Source organism: Sphingomonas sp. 1F27F7B, assembly GCF_005503355.1.
Lineage (GTDB): Bacteria > Pseudomonadota > Alphaproteobacteria > Sphingomonadales > Sphingomonadaceae > Sphingomonas.
Genome location: NZ_SCMK01000007.1, coordinates 22100 through 37538 on the forward strand (window position 1 = coordinate 22100; position 15439 = coordinate 37538).

Annotated in this window: 17 protein-coding genes; 8 read left to right on the forward strand and 9 right to left on the reverse strand. The window is 67.5% G+C overall.

Going from position 1 to position 15439, the window contains the following annotated elements:
- Window position 1: 1 nt before the first annotated feature.
- From FFS08_RS08340 to FFS08_RS08355, 4 genes are read right to left on the reverse strand one after another with little or no spacing between them, the layout of a single operon-like run.
- Window positions 2–1417, reverse strand: coding sequence for a coniferyl aldehyde dehydrogenase (locus FFS08_RS08340; RefSeq protein WP_137863880.1), 1416 nt, complete (start codon window positions 1415–1417; stop codon window positions 2–4).
- Window positions 1414–2175 carry an SIMPL domain-containing protein gene (locus tag FFS08_RS08345; protein WP_137863879.1) on the reverse strand — a complete coding sequence of 254 codons (762 nt, stop codon included), beginning with the start codon at window positions 2173–2175 and terminating at the stop codon, window positions 1414–1416. The genes FFS08_RS08340 and FFS08_RS08345 overlap by 4 nt, the downstream gene beginning before the upstream one ends.
- A 30-nt stretch (window positions 2176–2205) precedes the next feature.
- Window positions 2206–2973: a prepilin peptidase gene (locus tag FFS08_RS08350; protein WP_137863878.1), complete on the reverse strand. Its 768-nt coding sequence runs from the start codon at window positions 2971–2973 to the stop codon at window positions 2206–2208.
- A 3-nt stretch (window positions 2974–2976) separates the two neighbouring features.
- Window positions 2977–3177 carry a hypothetical protein gene (locus FFS08_RS08355; RefSeq protein WP_137863877.1) on the reverse strand — a complete coding sequence of 67 codons (201 nt, stop codon included), beginning with the start codon at window positions 3175–3177 and terminating at the stop codon, window positions 2977–2979.
- A gap of 147 nt (window positions 3178–3324) precedes the next feature.
- Between FFS08_RS08355 and FFS08_RS08360 the strand changes: the two genes are divergently transcribed.
- The gene (locus FFS08_RS08360) at window positions 3325–4512 is read left to right on the forward strand and encodes an acetyl-CoA C-acyltransferase (protein WP_137863876.1); all 1188 of its coding nucleotides are present in this window, start codon (window positions 3325–3327) and stop codon (window positions 4510–4512) included.
- 49 nt (window positions 4513–4561) lie between these two features.
- Window positions 4562–4846, forward strand: coding sequence for a hypothetical protein (locus FFS08_RS08365; protein ID WP_137863875.1), 285 nt, complete (start codon window positions 4562–4564; stop codon window positions 4844–4846).
- Window positions 4847–4931: 85 nt separating this feature from the next.
- On the opposite strand, the gene FFS08_RS08370 is transcribed toward FFS08_RS08365, so the two are convergent.
- Together FFS08_RS08370 and FFS08_RS08375 are read right to left on the reverse strand one after the other, a co-directional pair.
- Window positions 4932–5327 (reverse strand): lysozyme inhibitor LprI family protein, encoded by a 396-nt coding sequence (locus FFS08_RS08370; RefSeq protein WP_137863874.1) that lies wholly within the window; start codon window positions 5325–5327, stop codon window positions 4932–4934.
- Between the two features lie 115 nt (window positions 5328–5442).
- Window positions 5443–5919, reverse strand: a complete 477-nt coding sequence (locus FFS08_RS08375; RefSeq protein ID WP_137863873.1) for an SH3 domain-containing protein — start codon at window positions 5917–5919, stop codon at window positions 5443–5445.
- A 95-nt stretch (window positions 5920–6014) separates the two neighbouring features.
- On the opposite strand from FFS08_RS08375, the gene FFS08_RS08380 reads away from it, so the two are divergent.
- Window positions 6015–7013: a 2-hydroxyacid dehydrogenase gene (locus tag FFS08_RS08380; RefSeq protein WP_137863872.1), complete on the forward strand. Its 999-nt coding sequence runs from the start codon at window positions 6015–6017 to the stop codon at window positions 7011–7013.
- A 160-nt stretch (window positions 7014–7173) separates the two neighbouring features.
- A complete protein-coding gene (locus tag FFS08_RS08385; protein WP_137863871.1) occupies window positions 7174–7611 on the forward strand; it encodes a PilZ domain-containing protein in 438 nt (145 codons plus the stop codon).
- Between the two features lie 52 nt (window positions 7612–7663).
- On the opposite strand, the gene FFS08_RS08390 is transcribed toward FFS08_RS08385, so the two are convergent.
- The 3 genes from FFS08_RS08390 to FFS08_RS08400 all read right to left on the reverse strand — a co-directional run bounded on the left by FFS08_RS08390 (window position 7664) and on the right by FFS08_RS08400 (window position 11261).
- A complete protein-coding gene (locus tag FFS08_RS08390) occupies window positions 7664–9067 on the reverse strand; it encodes an NAD(P)H-dependent flavin oxidoreductase (RefSeq protein ID WP_137863870.1) in 1404 nt (467 codons plus the stop codon).
- 65 nt (window positions 9068–9132) lie between these two features.
- Window positions 9133–10266 (reverse strand): glycosyltransferase, encoded by a 1134-nt coding sequence (locus tag FFS08_RS08395; RefSeq protein WP_137863869.1) that lies wholly within the window; start codon window positions 10264–10266, stop codon window positions 9133–9135.
- A 125-nt stretch (window positions 10267–10391) separates the two neighbouring features.
- On the reverse strand, window positions 10392–11261 hold the full coding sequence (locus tag FFS08_RS08400) for an alpha/beta fold hydrolase (RefSeq protein ID WP_212741971.1): 870 nt from the start codon (window positions 11259–11261) through the stop codon (window positions 10392–10394).
- Between the two features lie 18 nt (window positions 11262–11279).
- On the opposite strand from FFS08_RS08400, the gene FFS08_RS08405 reads away from it, so the two are divergent.
- The 4 genes from FFS08_RS08405 to FFS08_RS08420 all read left to right on the forward strand — a co-directional run bounded on the left by FFS08_RS08405 (window position 11280) and on the right by FFS08_RS08420 (window position 15307).
- Window positions 11280–12629 (forward strand): protein adenylyltransferase SelO family protein, encoded by a 1350-nt coding sequence (locus tag FFS08_RS08405; RefSeq protein WP_212741972.1) that lies wholly within the window; start codon window positions 11280–11282, stop codon window positions 12627–12629.
- A gap of 58 nt (window positions 12630–12687) precedes the next feature.
- Window positions 12688–14103 (forward strand): succinylglutamate-semialdehyde dehydrogenase, encoded by a 1416-nt coding sequence (gene astD / locus FFS08_RS08410; RefSeq protein WP_137863867.1) that lies wholly within the window; start codon window positions 12688–12690, stop codon window positions 14101–14103.
- A gap of 221 nt (window positions 14104–14324) precedes the next feature.
- On the forward strand, window positions 14325–15035 hold the full coding sequence (locus FFS08_RS08415; RefSeq protein WP_137863866.1) for a Bax inhibitor-1/YccA family protein: 711 nt from the start codon (window positions 14325–14327) through the stop codon (window positions 15033–15035).
- A gap of 2 nt (window positions 15036–15037) precedes the next feature.
- Window positions 15038–15307, forward strand: coding sequence for a TFIIB-type zinc ribbon-containing protein (locus FFS08_RS08420; protein WP_137863865.1), 270 nt, complete (start codon window positions 15038–15040; stop codon window positions 15305–15307).
- Window positions 15308–15439 lie beyond the last annotated feature (132 nt).

Below are 15439 nucleotides of genomic sequence, written 5' to 3' on the forward strand. Positions count from 1 at the left end.
GCTAGCCCTTCATCTGCCGCTTGATCGTCGCCTGGGTCGCCTTGCCATAAGGCGGCTTCATGCCCGCCAGCTTGGCGACGTCGATTCGCGGCTGGCTGTACACGGCCTTGGCGTGGCTGAACGTCCTGAAGCCGATCTCGCCATGATAGGCGCCCATGCCCGAAGGGCCGATGCCGCCGAAGGGCAGTTCCTCCTGGCTCACATGGAAGATCACGTCGTTCACCGTCACTCCGCCGGAGACCGTCCGGTCGAGCAGCCGGCCCTGCTCGGCGCGGTCCCTCCCGAAATAATAGAGCGCCAGCGGCCGGTCGCGTCGGTTCACTTCGCCGATGGCGTCCTCGATGCGCGCATAGCTGCGCACCGGCAGCACCGGCCCGAAGATCTCCTCCTGCATCACCGTCATGTCGTCGGTCGGGTTGCGGATGATATGCAGCGGCAGCTTGCGAGCATTGGAGGCGGAGAAATCCTCGTTCGCGGGGTTCACCGCGATCACCTCGGCCCCCTTGGCCCGGGCATCCTCGATCCAGCCGGTGAGGCGCCGATAGTGCCGGTCGTTGATCACCGCAGTATAGTCCGGATTCGACAGCAAGGTGGGATACATGCGCGAGGCGGCCGCGATCAGGCCGTCCACCACTGCGGCTTCCTTCTCCTCGGGCACCAGCATGTAGTCGGGCGCGAGGCAGATCTGCCCGGCATTGAGCATCTTGCCCAGCGCCACGCGCTCCGCCGCCTGCGCGATGTCGGCCGAGCGGCCCATCACCACCGGCGACTTGCCGCCCAGCTCCAGCGTCACCGGCACGAGATTGTCGGCGGCGGCGTGCAGGATGTGCTTCGCGATGCCCGTGGCGCCGGTGAACAGCAGATGGTCGAAGGGCAGCTCGGCGAACGCCTTGCCCGCCTCCGGCCCGCCGGTGACGAAGGCCAGCTCGCCGGGGTCGAAATAGCGCTCCGCCAGCTCCGCCATCAGCGCCGAGACCAGGGGCGTGTATTCGCTGGTCTTCACCATCGCCCGGTTGCCTGCCGCGAACACGCCGGCGAGCGGGCTCATCACCAGCTGCACCGGGAAATTCCACGGCGCGATGATCCCCACCACACCCTTGGGCTGATATTCGACATGTCCGCGCCCGCCGAGCAGCCCGAGCGGGAACAGGACCGGCTTGCGCGCCGGCCTGGACCAGCGCACGAAATGCTTCAGCGCGTGCTTGAGCGGCCCCACCGATGCGGCGATGTCGGTGATCATCGACTGGTCGCGGCTGCGATGGCCGAAATCCTCGCTCAGCGCGTCGCACAGCGAGTCGGCATTGTCGGCGATCATCGCGATCGCGCGCTTCAGCCGGTCGCGGCGCGCATCGAGCGATACCGGCAACTCGGCCATGAAGGCGGCGCGCTGGGCGTCGAGCAGGTCGCGCATGCTCATCGCGCGATCTCGTAGACCAGGACCAGCCGCGCCGTGGTCGTGATCGCCTGTGGAGTGATTTCCACCGCCACCGGCTCGCGCATGCGGGCCTCCCTCTGTGAGCCGCTTGCGGCAAGTCCCTGCAACTGATCGGCCATGGCATAGCCGCCATTCTGATCGCTCACCCGCACCAGCCGGCCAAGCTTCGCGCCCGACGCAGCCGCGATCGCCTGTGCCTGCTCCTGTCCATTCGCCACCGCGGCCGCCATCGCACGCTGCTGTGCCGCGCGCGGATCGGCGGTACGGAACCTCGAAAGACGCACCTCGCTGGCGCCCGCCCTGCTCGCCAGCCCCGAAAGCGTGCCCGCGAGCGCGACGGGGCTCACGTCAACCGATGCCTCCATCATCGCGACATAGCCCAGGACCGCGCATGCTCCGGTGGAAAGGCGCGGCGTGTCTTCATCCTCGCTCGCGCCGCGGCAGTCGCGCCCGCGCACCTCATTGATCCCGACATCTCCGGTCTCGAGGCGGAACTTGGCCTCGGCCAGCGCCCCCATGTCGCGAGCCACCGCTTCTTTGCGCGCGACCAGGGCGCGCAGCGCATCATCCGATCCCTTGCCCTCGCCGCGCAGCTTGAAGGAGATATGGGCAATGGTCGGCGCCTCCTCCACCGTGCCGACGCCCAGCACCTGGATCGTCGCGTCGGCCGACTTGTCCTGCGCCATCGCCCCATTCGCCGCGAGCAGCCCCAGGAGCGCACCCAGCATCATGTTCCGCATCGCTCTCTCCCCGCCTGTTTGGACACGAGCCTAACCCGGCATCGGTCCGATCGCCAAGCCAAGCCATACCGCGAAGGCAGCCGCCGCCAGCATCACGCCGAAGGGCAGCCGATCGGTCGCCGTCACCTGCCTGCCGCCGAGCATCAGCCCCAATACCCCGGCCAGCCCGATCAGGCAGGCGGCGAGCAGCACCAGCGGCAGCGCCTGCCAGCCCAGCCACAAGCCGATTCCGCCGAACAATTTTGGGTCGCCCCCGCCCAGCCCCTGCCGCCCGCGCAGCCGGCGATATCCCCAGGCGACCAGCCACAGCACGCCGAACCCGGCCGCGCCGCCGATCAGCCGATCGCCGATCGGCGGATCGAGACCTGCCAGCCCCGTCGCCAATCCCGCCGCCGCGAGCAGCCCGGTCAGCGCATTGGGCAGCCACAGCGCCGCCACGTCGAGCGCCGCCAGCGTCAGCAACAGCCAGCCGAAGACCGCGCCCGCCGCCCCGGCGGGATCGGGCGAGGCGATCGCCGCCGCCACGCCGATCGCGCCGCCCAGCAATTCGGTCAGCACATGACTCACCCCGATCGGCGCACCGCAGCCCCGGCAGCGGCCGCGCTGGAAAAGGTAGCTCATCACCGGCACCAGTTCGCCCGCGCGCAGCCCCTTGCCGCAACTGTCGCATTCGGATCGACCGCGGCTGATCGCCCGCCCCGCGGGCCAGCGGATGGCCAGCGTCGCGATGAAGCTGCCGAAGACGAGCCCCAGCACGCCGAGCAGCACCGCCCAGCCCCAGACCGGATCAATCGTCATGCGTCAGCATTCCCCGGGACGCTTCTTCCTGCAGATGAGATAGCGATAGATACCGGAGCAGTTGATCCCGAACAGCACCAGATTCCGCGCCCGGAGCGGCGCATCCTTCGAGAGCAGCGCGCCGACGACCCCGGCGATGCTCGAAGCGGCGAACAGCGCGAAGCTCCAGCCGGGGGTGCTCCGCGTGAAATCGGGCGACACCATGAACGCAGCGGCGATCCCGCCGATCGAGGCATGTCATCCGGGAATCTCGATCGGGTTCATGGCCAGCCCTGTCATGCCGGGGCGCGCGGCTTTTGCAAACCGTCGCGCGCGATACTAGATGCGCCCCAACCAACGAGAGGATCCAATATGTCCGCCGACGACGTCGTCATCGCCTCCTACGCCCGCACGCCGATGGGCAGCTTCCAGGGCGTGCTGAGCGAGGCAAGCACCACTGATCTCGGTGCCGCCGCGGTCGGCGCCGCAGTGGAGCGCGCCGGGCTCAAGGGCGATGCCATCGAGCGGATCTACATGGGCTGCGTGCTTCCCGCGGGCCTGGGCCAGGCGCCCGCGCGCCAGGCGGCACTGAAGGCGGACCTGCCCAACCATATCGAAGCGACCACCGTGAACAAGATGTGCGGCTCGGGCATGCAGGCGGCGATCATGGCGGCCGAGGCGCTTGCGGCCGGCTCGGTCGACCTGCTGATCGCGGGCGGCATGGAGAGCATGACCAACGCGCCCTATCTCTCGATGCGCCACCGCGCCGGCGCGCGCATCGGCCATGACCGGCTGATGGATCACATGTATCTCGACGGGCTCGAGGATGCCTATGAACCCGGCAGGCTGATGGGCAGTTTCGCCGAGGAAGTGGCCCGGGAATATCAGTTCACGCGCGCCGCGCAGGACGATTTCGCCATCGCCTCGCTCGAGCGCGCCAAGGCGGCGCAGACCAGCGGCGCGTTCGACCGCGAGATCGTCCCGGTCGAAGTGAAAACGCGCAAGGGCATCGTCTCGGTCACGCTCGACGAGCAGCCCGCCAAGGGCGATCCCGCCAAGATCCCCACGCTGAAGCCGGCCTTCGCGAAGGATGGCACGATCACTGCCGCCAACGCCTCCTCGATCTCGGACGGCGCAGCCGCGCTGGTGATGACGCGGATGAGCGTCGCGGAGAAGCTCGGCCTTACGCCCGTCGCCCGCATCGTGGCGCATGCCGCGCATGCCCATGCGCCGGCGCGTTTCACCACCGCCCCGGTCTTTGCGATGAAGAAGGCGCTTGCCAGGGCCGGCTGGGAGATCGGCGACGTCGATCTGTTCGAAGTCAACGAGGCTTTCGCCGCGGTCGCCATGATCGCGATGAAGGAGCTCGGGCTCGATCATGCCACGCTCAACGTCAATGGCGGCGCCTGCGCGCTCGGCCATCCGATCGGCGCCAGCGGCGCGCGCGTGCTCGCCACGCTGCTCTCGGCGCTCGAGACGCGCGGCGCGCGGCGCGGCCTCGCCTCGCTGTGCATCGGCGGCGGCGAGGCGACGGCAATGGCCGTGGAACTGCTCGACTGAGACCCGGCGAGCCATCCCGGCGGGAACCGGAATGGCAAGGGAAGGAAAGATGGTCTTCGATCTTAGAGGCGCGCTGCTCGGAAGGGCCGAGGTCGAATCGGCACGCCTCGACGATTTCGAGCTACGCCTCCGCGCCCGCACCCTGCGCTTGCTTGCGCCCTTGCTGGGCGTGGAGGCGCAGGCGCTGGTCGATCGCATCGCCAGCGAGCCGGACGACGCGATCCTGATATCGCTCCCCGAAACCGCCCGCGCCTGGTATGACGAAGCCCGGATCGAGGCACGCCGCCAGCTGATCGAGGAATCGGGCGACCCGACGCCGGGCGAGCCCGCTTAGGTTGCGGATTCATATTCTCCCATCGTCACCCCGGCCTTGAACCGGGATGACGATGGGAAATCAGATACTTGCTTGAGTCCCCAACTTAGCGCCGGGCAAGCGCCTTCGCGCGCGCCTGAGTCACGTCGACCCAGCATTGCGCGACCACCACTGGCCCCATCGTCCCGCCCTGATAGCGCTTCCCCTTGGCGACGCACCCGCGATCGCGATCGGCCAGCCATTGGCGCTGCTCGGCCAGCAGCTTCTGCCGCGCCGCCAGCCCAAGCCGGGAGCGCAGTGCCGTGTAGCGTGCGCTCATCTGCGCATCGGCGACGCGCAGGTCATGCGCCGCGCAATGCTGCATGTCGAAGCTGGTCTCGCATTTGGCCGGCGCCGGATCCTTGAAGGCCGGGTTCTGCATGAAGGCGCCCGCCGTCTGCGCCGACGTACCCGTCGCGAACAGCGAGCCGGCAAGAATGAAAGGGACGAATCGGAAGGTCATTCTCACATCTCCTTGTCCGTCGAATCCTCATCCGTCGAAAGCGCTGCCTCCGCGCGGTTCACGCGTGCCGGAAACCTGGGAGGACGGCGCCGCCCGGGATTCGGATCGGGCAGGATCAGTTCACCGCCTCGCCCGGATCCGTTCCCCAGATGTGACTCTGCTCGATATAGCCGCCACGCCCGGCCACGTCGAACCAGCACCAGTTGCTCGAGCAGCGACTGACGCGCCCGACCACGCCCGGCGCCGCGCGCCAGCTCACCCGCGCGTTGAAACGCGGGGCATCGCGCATCTCGCTCACCGTGCCGATCACGATCGCCGTGCGCACTTCGTCGAGCAGATTAGCGAGCATCCAGCCCTGGGTGCCGTCCGGATCCTCGACCTTGCGCCACTCGCCATAGATATCGATCACCTTCAACGGCAGGCCGCGGCGCTGATAGAGCCAGTTCGAGGGATAGTTGCGGCCGGGCCCGGTGCGCATGCGCGCCTTCTCGGCCTTTATCGAGACGAAATAGGGCGTCTTGCGCTGGGCGTGCGCGGGAACGGCCAACCCCAGCGCGACGACGCCGAGCACGGCCCATTTCCCAAAACGCATGCGATCCTCGTGAACTGTGTCGCGCCTATCTACGCCGAGCGGCGCCTCGCCATCAACCGTTGACTGGCGCCGCGCCACCGGCCAAGCCGCCCTTTATGGCACATGGCCCGCGCCCTCCCCATCCCCGCGTGATCGTCACGCGCGCGTTGCCCGACGGCATCGAGGCGCGGATGGCCGAATTGTTCGACGCCGTCGCCAATGCCGGCGACGCGCCGATGACCCAGGGCGCGCTCGCCGCCGCGATGGCGGATTGCGACGTCCTGGTGCCCACCGTCACCGATCGGATCGACGCGGCGCTGATCGATGCGGCGCCGGATCGCCTGCGCCTGATCGCCAATTATGGCGCCGGAGTCGGCCATATCGACCTGAAGGCAGCCCGCGCGCGCGGCATCACCGTCACCAATACGCCCGGCGTCCTCACCGAAGATACCGCCGACATGGCGATGGCGCTGATCCTTGCCGTGCCGCGCCGCCTGGTCGAAGGCGACGAGCTGGTGCGCGCGGGCGGCTGGACCGGCTGGGCGCCCACTTCGATGCGCGGCCACAGGATCGGCGGCAAGAAGCTCGGCATCCTCGGCATGGGCCGGATCGGCCAGGCAGTGGCGATGCGCGCGCGCGCCTTCGGCCTCCAGATCCATTACCACAACCGCCACCGCCTGCCGCAGGTGCTCGAGGCGCAGCTGGGCGCCACCTGGCACCCGCAACTCGATTCGATGCTCGAGGCGGCCGACATCCTCACGATCCACACGCCCCATACCGATACCACCGGCGGGCTGATCGACGCGCGCCGGCTCGACCTGCTCGGCCCGGCGGGCTGGCTGATCAACACCGCCCGGGGCGAGATCGTCGACAATGAGGCGATGATCGCCGCGCTTGCCGGGAGGCGTATCGCCGGCGCGGGGCTCGACGTCTATGTCGACGAGCCGGCGGTAGATCCGCGCCTGATCGAACTTGCCAATGTCGTGCTGCTACCGCATCTCGGCTCCGCCACGTTCGAAGGGCGCGAGGATATGGGCGTCAAAGTGATCGCTAACATTCGCGCCTGGTCCGACGGACACCGGCCGCCCGACCAGGTTCTCGACGGCTGGCTGTAGGTTTATCTTACAAATACTTTCCGTGATCTGGAGCAATTCGTCCGATCCGGAGCATCTTCCGCGAAATTAACCAAGGCCGGCAAGCCGGCGGTAAGCGCGATACTGCGTAACTCGCTCGCGCGATGCCGTCCATCAGGGCGGTGCGCCGGGGGATCACCAGATGCAACCAAGAGAGTCGAGGCGGGAGGTCGTCATTCCCGCCCAGATGCGCAGCAAGGGGGGATGGTGCGACGTGACCATCCGCAACATCTCGCCGCACGGCATGATGCTGCTGGCGCCGTTCCCGCCCAGGCCGGGAACCTATGTCGAGGTTCGCAAGGCCTCGCTCGCGCTGGTCGGCCGGGTGGTGTGGGTGAAGGGCAAGGCGCTCGGCATCCAGCTGCTGGAACGGCTGAACTTCAACGCGCTGCTGCGCGCCGCCAACGAAAGCTGGGCCGCCAGCCAGGCGCGCGCGCCCCGGGCGACCGGCCAGGATGCTCCGGCCGCCGCCGCGCCGCCCATGCACGCGACCCGCTACCCGCTTCTCGGCTGGCTGCTCGCCGGCACCACGATCATGGTCGCCGGCATCTGCGCCGCGCTCACGCTCTGGCAGATCTGACCGAAGCTTCCCGACGCTCCCGAGATGCGGCCCGAGCCGCGCCGGAAACCCCTCAGTCGCCCGTCAGGATCCGGTCCACCAGCTGCTTCACCGTCGGCACGAAACCGTTCGAATAGAACGGATCGCGCTTGAAGTTGTAGGCGGCATGCCCCGCGAACATCAGATTCTCGTCGGTCGGGCCGCCATGCGCGATCTCCTGCAGCGTCTTCTGGATGCAGAAGCTGCGCGGATCCGCCAGCCGGCCGGTCGAATTGGTCTCGGTATCCGCCCAGGACGAGAAGGCGCATTGGCTGAGACAGCCCATGCAATCCGCCTGGTCCTTGCGGATGATGCCCTTTTCCTCATCATTGACGAACACGAGCGTGTTGTCCGGCGTCTTGAGCGCCGAGGTGAAGCCGTGGCCGAACCACTGGCGCGCGCGCAGCAGGTCGTTGCGCGTCACCCAGAAATTCTTGCCCTTCACGCCGACGTCGAGCTGGAAGGTGTGATCGCCCGCCTCTTCGGTCGAATAGGGGATCTGGCGTTCCGATCGCGCCTCGAGGTTGCGCAGGAACGGGTTGCGCACCGCCGACGAATAGAAGCCGGTCGGCGAGAAGCGGTGGAGCAGCACCTCGCCTTCCTCGATCTCCATCAGCTTGGCCTTCCAGCCGTCGGGAATCGGGCTTTCCTGCGTGAGCAGCGGGCGCGTGCCGAACTGGAAGGCGATGCGGCCGAGCTCGGGATTGTCGATCCAGTCGTTCCAGTCGCGCAGATACCAGACGCCGCCGGCCATCACGATCGGCACTTCGTCGGAGATGCCGCCCTCGCGCATCACCTCGCGCAGTTCCTTGACGCGCGGATAGGGGTCCTGCGGCTTCAGCGGATCCTCGGCGTTGGACAGGCCGTTATGGCCGCCGGCGAGCCAGGGATCCTCATAGACCACTGCCGCCAGCCATTCGCTCGCCTTGGAATAGGCGCGCTTCCACAGCGCGCGGAAGGCGCGGCCGGAGCTGACAATCGGCAGATAGTTGACGTTGTAGGAGGCCGCGATCTCGCTGAGCTTATAGGGCATGCCCGCGCCGCAGGTGACGCCGGCGACCATGCCGCGGGTGCGCTCCAGCACGCCGTGCAGCACGCGCTGCGCGCCGCCCATTTCCCAGAGCACGTTGATGTTGATCGCGCCCTTGCCGTCGCCGATCTCGAACGCCTTCTTCACCTGCTGGACGGCGCCTTCGATCGCGTACTGGATCAGTTCCTCGTGCCGCTCGCGGCGCGTGAGCGCGCGATAGATCTGCGGGATGATCTTGCCATCGGCATCATAGCTGTCGGCATTGACCGCAGAGACCGTGCCGATGCCCCCCGCGGCGGCCCAGGCGCCCGCGCTGGCATGGTTGGTGGCAGCCACACCCTTGCCCCCCTCGACGATCGGCCAGACCTCGCGGCCGTTGTACAGGATGGGCGACAGACCCTTGAACACAGAACCTCCAGACTAAAATTCGGGCGACGCTAGACGGATCGGACGCAACAAGCGAGCAACAATCGCTATCGCAATGCGTCAGGCCGTCCCATCGCTGCGCCATAGAGGCGCGCATAGGCGGCGATCATTTCACCCTCGTCGAACAACGCACGGACGCGCGCGCGGTTCTCTTCCCCCACCATCGTGCGCTCCTCGGGATGCCTGACGAACATGTCGATCCGGTCACGCAGCACCACCTCGGTGCGCTCGGGCGGCAGGAAATGCCGGTTGCGCTCGCCGACCATCGCCGGGATGTCGCCCACCTGGGGCGCGACTACCGGCAGGCCGGCAGCCATAGCCTCCAGCACCGAGATCGGGGCCTGCTCGCTTCTCGACGAAAGTGCGAAGACATCGAACAGCCCCATGTAACGGTGCGGCTCGCGCAGAAACCCGGTCAGGATCACATCGTCCTCGATCGCCATCGCCTCGGCGGCGTCGAGTATGTTCTGCCGCTCCGGCCCCTCGCCGACGATCACCAGCTTGAAGCGCGTGTTGAGTCCCGCCACCGCGCGCACCAGCATCGGCAGGTCCTTGACCGGCCGCAGGCCCGCGACGCAACCGACGACCAGCGTGCCGGGCTTCTTCTTCTTGAGCTCCGGGATCAGGTTCACGTCCGGCTTGCCGGCATAGAGCGTGGTCGGAATGCCGTTGGCGATGCGGAACAGCCGGTCCGCCGGCTGGCGCCAGTGCCTGAGCGCGATCCGCTCGAGCACCTCGGAAGGGACGACCAGCGCATTGGCGGCGGGCAGCGCAAGCCGGCGATACATGTTGCGCACCGGATTGAGCTTCTCGGCCTCGTCCTGGTTGAACCCGTCCTCGTGATGGATCACGGGCGGCAGGCCCTTGCCGAATACGCGCGCCGCCATCACGCCGTCGATCGCCCCCCAGTTATAGGTGAGCACCAGATCGAAGCGGCGCATGTAGCGCGCGATCGCTTCGTAGCGTTTCACCGAAGGGCGGCCCGAGAGCGACGGCGGATCCTGCGCGATCTCGTATTTGATCCCCTTGGCGATCATCGCCCGCGCCTCGAGCTGATCGGGCATGGCCGAGACGATCGTATGCCGCGCCTTGTCGCCGAACGCATTCATCAGCCGCACGGCGCGTGCTTCCTTGCCGCCGAGGTTGAAGGTCGAATGGAGATGGAGGATGTGGATTGGCATCGTTGGGAAGGCTCGATAGCCAATCCGTCATCCTCGCGAAAGCCGGGATCTCAGGCAGAGACAGTTCTCCACGCAGCATCGTCCTGGATGCCGAGACAAGACCGGCATCGCGGAGGATCCCTGGTTCAGCCCGCTGCCTTCGCCAGCAGCCGCGCGATCCCCGCCACGGCTTCGGGCTCTTCCAGCGTGGGCGCATGGCCGACCTGCGGCACCGTCAACAGCTCCGCCCCCTGCACTCGCTCGATCATCTTCGCGGCGGTCTCCTCGCTCAGGATGTCCGAGCGCTCGCCGCGCACGATCAGCAGCGGCAGGCCCTGCATCGCATCGATCGTCGGCCACATGTCCGGCCCCGTCTCGTTGCCCGGCACGCGGAACGGCTCGGCGATCTTCATGTCATAGTCGAGCACGATGCGGCCCGAGCTGTTCACCCGGTAGAGCCGCTTGGCCATGCGCAGCCAATCCTCGATGCCGTAGTTCGGATAGACATCGGCATTGCCGTCCGCGAGCCCGCGGGCGGCGTGCATCCAGGTCGGGTACCATATGGCCTTGCCGACATAGGTGCGGATGCGCGCCAGGCCGGCCGGGTTGATCTCCGGCCCGACATCGTTGAGCACCACGCCGGCCAGCTTGTCGCGCTCGGTCGCGGCGAGCAGCATCGTCACCAGCCCGCCCAGCGACGTGCCGACCGCGACGAACCTCTCGATCTTCTGCTCCTCGAGCAGGGCCTCGACGTCCTGGAAATAGGTGAGCGGCACATAGCTCATCGGATCCTTGGCGTAGCCGCTCTCGCCGCGTCCGCGGAACTCGACGCAGAGCACGCGCCATGCGCCCGCCAGCCGCTCGGCCAGCCCCTCATAGTCGCGCGCGTTGCGCGTCAGGCCGGGGAAGCAGAGTATGGGCGGCTTGTCCGCCGGCCCGGCATATTCGCGATAGTGGAGACGAATCCCGTCCCGCGACCACCAGAAACCGTCGGAATAGTTGCGCCGATCACCCATCCTTCCCCATATCGCCGCATGGACTTCACTCCGCAACAGGCGATCCTCGAACTGGGCGACGCCTTCTACGATCCGGTCGCGGCCGCGCCGTTCCCGCAGGCGATCCTGCGCTTCCGCAACGATCGGGCGGCCGCGGAAGTGGGGCTGGACGGCCTGTCCGATGCGGAATGGATCGCGCATTTCGGCCGGTTCGCGCCGCTGGAAGGCTCGCTCCCCACGCCGCTGGCGCTGCGCTATCACGGCCATCAGTTCCGCGTGTACAATCCCGAGATCGGCGACGGCCGCGGCTTCCTGTTCGCCCAGATGCTCGATTCCCGCGGGCGGCTGATGGACCTCGGCACCAAGGGTTCCGGCCAGACGCCGTACAGCCGCTTCGGCGACGGGCGCCTCACGCTCAAGGGCGGCGTGCGCGAGATCCTCGCCACCGAGATGCTGGAGGCACTGGGCGTCGAGACCTCCCGCACCTTTTCCCTCGTCGAGACCGGCGAGGAACTCCATCGCGGCGACGAACCCTCGCCCACCCGCTCCTCGGTGCTCGTGCGGCTCAATCACGGCCATATCCGCATCGGCACCTTCCAGCGCCTCGCCCATTTCGGGGAGACCGAGGCGATGGCGCGCCTCGTCGCCTATGTGCTGCGCCACTATCATGGCGAGGAGCCCGGCGAGGACGGCCCCGCCCGCCTGCTCGCACATGTCGCCCGGCGGACGGCGAAGATGGCGGCCCGCTTCATGGCCGCCGGCTTCGTCCACGGCGTGCTCAACAGCGACAACATCAACGTCACCGGCGAGAGCTTCGACTATGGCCCATGGCGCTTCGCCCCGTTCTGGGATCCGGGCTTCACCGCCGCCTATTTCGACCATGCCGGGCTCTATGCCTTCGGCCGCCAGCCCGAGGCGATCTATTGGGACGCGATGCAGCTCGCCATCGCGCTGCGACGGATCGCCGACGAGGAAGCGCTGATCGAAGCGATGGAGACCTTTCCCGAAGTCTATCGGCGCGAAGTGGCCGAAGCGTTGCTCTGGCGTCTCGGCGTGACTCCGCGCAGCACCGAGGCGGATCGGGTGCTCGCCAGCACGCTGGAAAAGGCGCTCGCCGAGACGCTGACCCCGCTCGACGAATTCTTCTTCGACGCGTTCGGCGGCGACCTTCCGACTCACTATGGCGAAGCGTTCGACGATCTGCGCGGCCAGCTCGAGCATTATCGCCCGCGGAAGACCCGCGACCATGGCTATTGGTCGGGGGCGCCCTGCTCGATGCTGATCGACGAAGTGGAGACGATCTGGGCGTCGATCGCCGAGTCGGACGATTGGGGACCGCTCCATGCCAAGGTCGGCGCCATACGGCATATGGCAGAGGCACTGGCCTAGCCGCCAAAATTCGTGCAAGAGCGCGTAACCCTTCCTGAAAGCCCATCCCCGACATCGAATGCCCGGCACGGAAATCATCTCGACCGAACCCGCCACCGGCGCCATTCTCTGGCGCCAGACGAGCGGAGACGCCGACAAGGAAGTCGCGCTCGCGCGGCAGAGCTGGGCCGCCTGGGCCGCCCATCCGCTCGCCTATCGCATCGAGGCGCTGCGCCGCTTCGCCAATGTCGTTCGGCAAAAGGCGGATGCCTTCACCGACCTGCTCGCCCGCGAGACCGGCAAGCCGCTCTGGGAAGCGCGCACCGAAGTCGAGACGGTGATCGCCAAGGTTGATATCTCGATCACTGCCTTTTCCGAGCGCACCGGCCAGCGCCGTATCGACGCGCCGATGAACACCCGCCTGGCGCTGCGCCACAAGCCGCACGGCGTGCTGGCGGTGCTGGGGCCCTACAACTTCCCCGTCCACCTGCCCAACGGCCATATCGTCCCGGCCCTGCTCGCCGGCAATGCCGTGGTGTTCAAGCCCTCCGAGAAGACTCCCGCTTCGGGCGCCTTCTTGGTCGATTGCTATCGCGCCGCCGGCATTCCGGAGGGCTGCATCCGCCTGCTCATCGGCGGCCCGGACCAGGGCAAGGCGCTTGCCGGCCATCCGGACATCGACGGGCTGCTGTTCACCGGCTCGGCCAATACCGGCATTGCCCTGAACCGCCAGTTCGCCACCAAGCCCGAGAAGATTCTCGCGCTCGAGATGGGCGGCAACAACCCCATCGTCGTGTGGGACACGCCCGATCTCTATTCGGCCGCCGTGCTCGTCGTGCAGTCGGCCTTCACCACCGCCGGCCAGCGCTGCACCGCCGCCCGCCGCCTGATCGTCGACGAGAAGCTCTACGATCCGCTGATGAGCGAGCTGAACAAGCTGATCGGCCGGCTGATCATCGGCGAGCCGCATGCCGATCCCGCCCCTTTCATGGGCCCGGTGATCGACAACGACGCCGCCGACATGCTCACCGAGAGCTTCCTGGCGCTGCTGACGATGGGTGGCCGCCCGATTCGCCACATGGAGCGCCCGATCGAGGGCCGCCCCTTCCTCACGCCCGGCGTGATCGACATGACCGGCGCGAGCGAGAAGGTGGATGTCGAGCTGTTCGGCCCGATCCTCCAAGTCTATCGCATGAACAGCTTCGAGGAAGCGATCGCCGAGGCCAACGACACGCGCTACGGCCTGTCGGCCAGCCTGGTCGCACAGAATCCCAAGCTCTACGACCAATTCTGGGCGAACATCCGCGCCGGCATCGTCAACTGGAACCGGCCGACCAACGGCGCCTCGTCCGCCGCTCCCTTTGGCGGCGTTGGCTGGTCGGGCAACCACCGGCCCAGCGCTTATTATGCAGCGGACTATTGCGCCTATCCGGTCGTCTCGTCGGAGAGCGATTCGGCGCGCGCCTCGATGGGCGTGGGCCTGCGCGACGCCTGAGCAATACTTTGTTACACTAGCGTCATTGAAGCGGACATGACCGCCTCCTAGATTGCAATCTGCGGACCGGGCCCCTCTGGCGAGGGCTTTTCCAAGCCCTCGTGATGTCGGACCGCATCGAGCGCGCTCGGTGCAGGTTTGGACGGCAGTCCCCCTTCCCCACCGAGACCGAACCGAGTGTCGCTCGATCGAATGCCTTGCTTCGATTGGAGTTTTCGCACGTGAACCCTCTCTACCAGATCCCCCGCACCGGCGCCGCCGCCGCGCGCTTTGACGAAGGGCTGCGCCAGCACATGCTGGGCATCTATCGCAACATGGGGATCGGTCTGGCGATCACCGGCCTCGTCGCGCTCGCCGTGGCGAATACGCCGGCGCTGGTCGCGCTGATCTTCGGCACCCCGCTCAAATGGGCGGCGATGTTCGCACCGCTTGCCTTCATCTTCTTCTTCCAGTTCCGCATCGAGCGGATGAGCGTCGCGGGCGCGCGCACTGCCTTTTTCGCCTTTGCCGGCGTGATGGGCGTGTCGATGGCGAGCATCTTCCTGGTCTTCACCGGCCAGAGCATCGCCATGGCCTTCTTCGCCGCCGCCGCGATGTTCCTGGCGCTCAGCCTGTTCGGCTACACCACCAGGCGCGACCTGACGGGCATGGGCACCTTCCTGTTCGTCGGCCTGATCGCGGTGGTGCTGGCAAGCATCGTCAACATCTTCCTCGGCTCGTCGATGCTGCAGATGCTGCTCTCGGTCGTGGGCGTCGTGGTGTTCGCCGGCCTCACCGCCTGGGATACGCAGCGCCTGAAGAGCGAATATGCGCACTATGGCCGCAGCGAAGCCGCCGACAAGCTGGCGATCATGGGCGCGCTGTCGCTCTATCTGAACCTGATCAACATGTTCCAGCTGCTGCTCGGCCTGATGGGCCAGCGGGAGGAGTAATCATGGCCAGCTTCACCTGCCCTGTCGACGGCACCGTGCTGGTGCCGGTCGAGCGCTCCGGGATCGAGATCGACCATTGCCCCAGTTGCCGCGGCGTGTGGCTGGATCGCGGCGAGCTCGACAAGATCATCGAGCGCAGCGCGGCTCCGGCCGCAGCGCCGGCGCCCCAGTATCGCGACGAGCGGCCCCGCTACGACGAACGCGGCCACGGCCATGGCGGCCATTACCCGCACAAGCGCCGCAAGTCGTTCCTCGAGGACCTGTTCGACTGACCCTCTCCCGCCCGCGTGCAGGCGCAACACACGCGGGCAGACGGCGGCGCGGCCCTTCCCCCTCTCACCTGCGAGGGTCGCGCCCCCGTCACCCACTTCCTCCCCGCGCCGTTGCGGTTATGATGTGACCGC

Bases quoted from the DNA above. Each gene is read 5' to 3' on its own strand.
- FFS08_RS08340 (WP_137863880.1), bottom strand. From the start codon at position 1,417: ATGAGCATGCGCGACCTGCTCGACGCCCAGCGCGCCGCCTTCATGGCC.
- FFS08_RS08345 (WP_137863879.1), bottom strand. From the start codon at position 2,175: ATGCGGAACATGATGCTGGGTGCGCTCCTGGGGCTGCTCGCGGCGAAT.
- FFS08_RS08350 (WP_137863878.1), bottom strand. From the start codon at position 2,973: ATGACGATTGATCCGGTCTGGGGCTGGGCGGTGCTGCTCGGCGTGCTG.
- FFS08_RS08355 (WP_137863877.1), bottom strand. From the start codon at position 3,177: ATGGTGTCGCCCGATTTCACGCGGAGCACCCCCGGCTGGAGCTTCGCG.
- FFS08_RS08360 (WP_137863876.1), top strand. From the start codon at position 3,325: ATGTCCGCCGACGACGTCGTCATCGCCTCCTACGCCCGCACGCCGATG.
- FFS08_RS08365 (WP_137863875.1), top strand. From the start codon at position 4,562: ATGGTCTTCGATCTTAGAGGCGCGCTGCTCGGAAGGGCCGAGGTCGAA.
- FFS08_RS08370 (WP_137863874.1), bottom strand. From the start codon at position 5,327: ATGACCTTCCGATTCGTCCCTTTCATTCTTGCCGGCTCGCTGTTCGCG.
- FFS08_RS08375 (WP_137863873.1), bottom strand. From the start codon at position 5,919: ATGCGTTTTGGGAAATGGGCCGTGCTCGGCGTCGTCGCGCTGGGGTTG.
- FFS08_RS08380 (WP_137863872.1), top strand. From the start codon at position 6,015: ATGGCACATGGCCCGCGCCCTCCCCATCCCCGCGTGATCGTCACGCGC.
- FFS08_RS08385 (WP_137863871.1), top strand. From the start codon at position 7,174: ATGCAACCAAGAGAGTCGAGGCGGGAGGTCGTCATTCCCGCCCAGATG.
- FFS08_RS08395 (WP_137863869.1), bottom strand. From the start codon at position 10,266: ATGCCAATCCACATCCTCCATCTCCATTCGACCTTCAACCTCGGCGGC.
- FFS08_RS08400 (WP_212741971.1), bottom strand. From the start codon at position 11,261: ATGGGTGATCGGCGCAACTATTCCGACGGTTTCTGGTGGTCGCGGGAC.
- FFS08_RS08405 (WP_212741972.1), top strand. From the start codon at position 11,280: ATGGACTTCACTCCGCAACAGGCGATCCTCGAACTGGGCGACGCCTTC.
- astD (WP_137863867.1), top strand. From the start codon at position 12,688: ATGCCCGGCACGGAAATCATCTCGACCGAACCCGCCACCGGCGCCATT.
- FFS08_RS08420 (WP_137863865.1), top strand. From the start codon at position 15,038: ATGGCCAGCTTCACCTGCCCTGTCGACGGCACCGTGCTGGTGCCGGTC.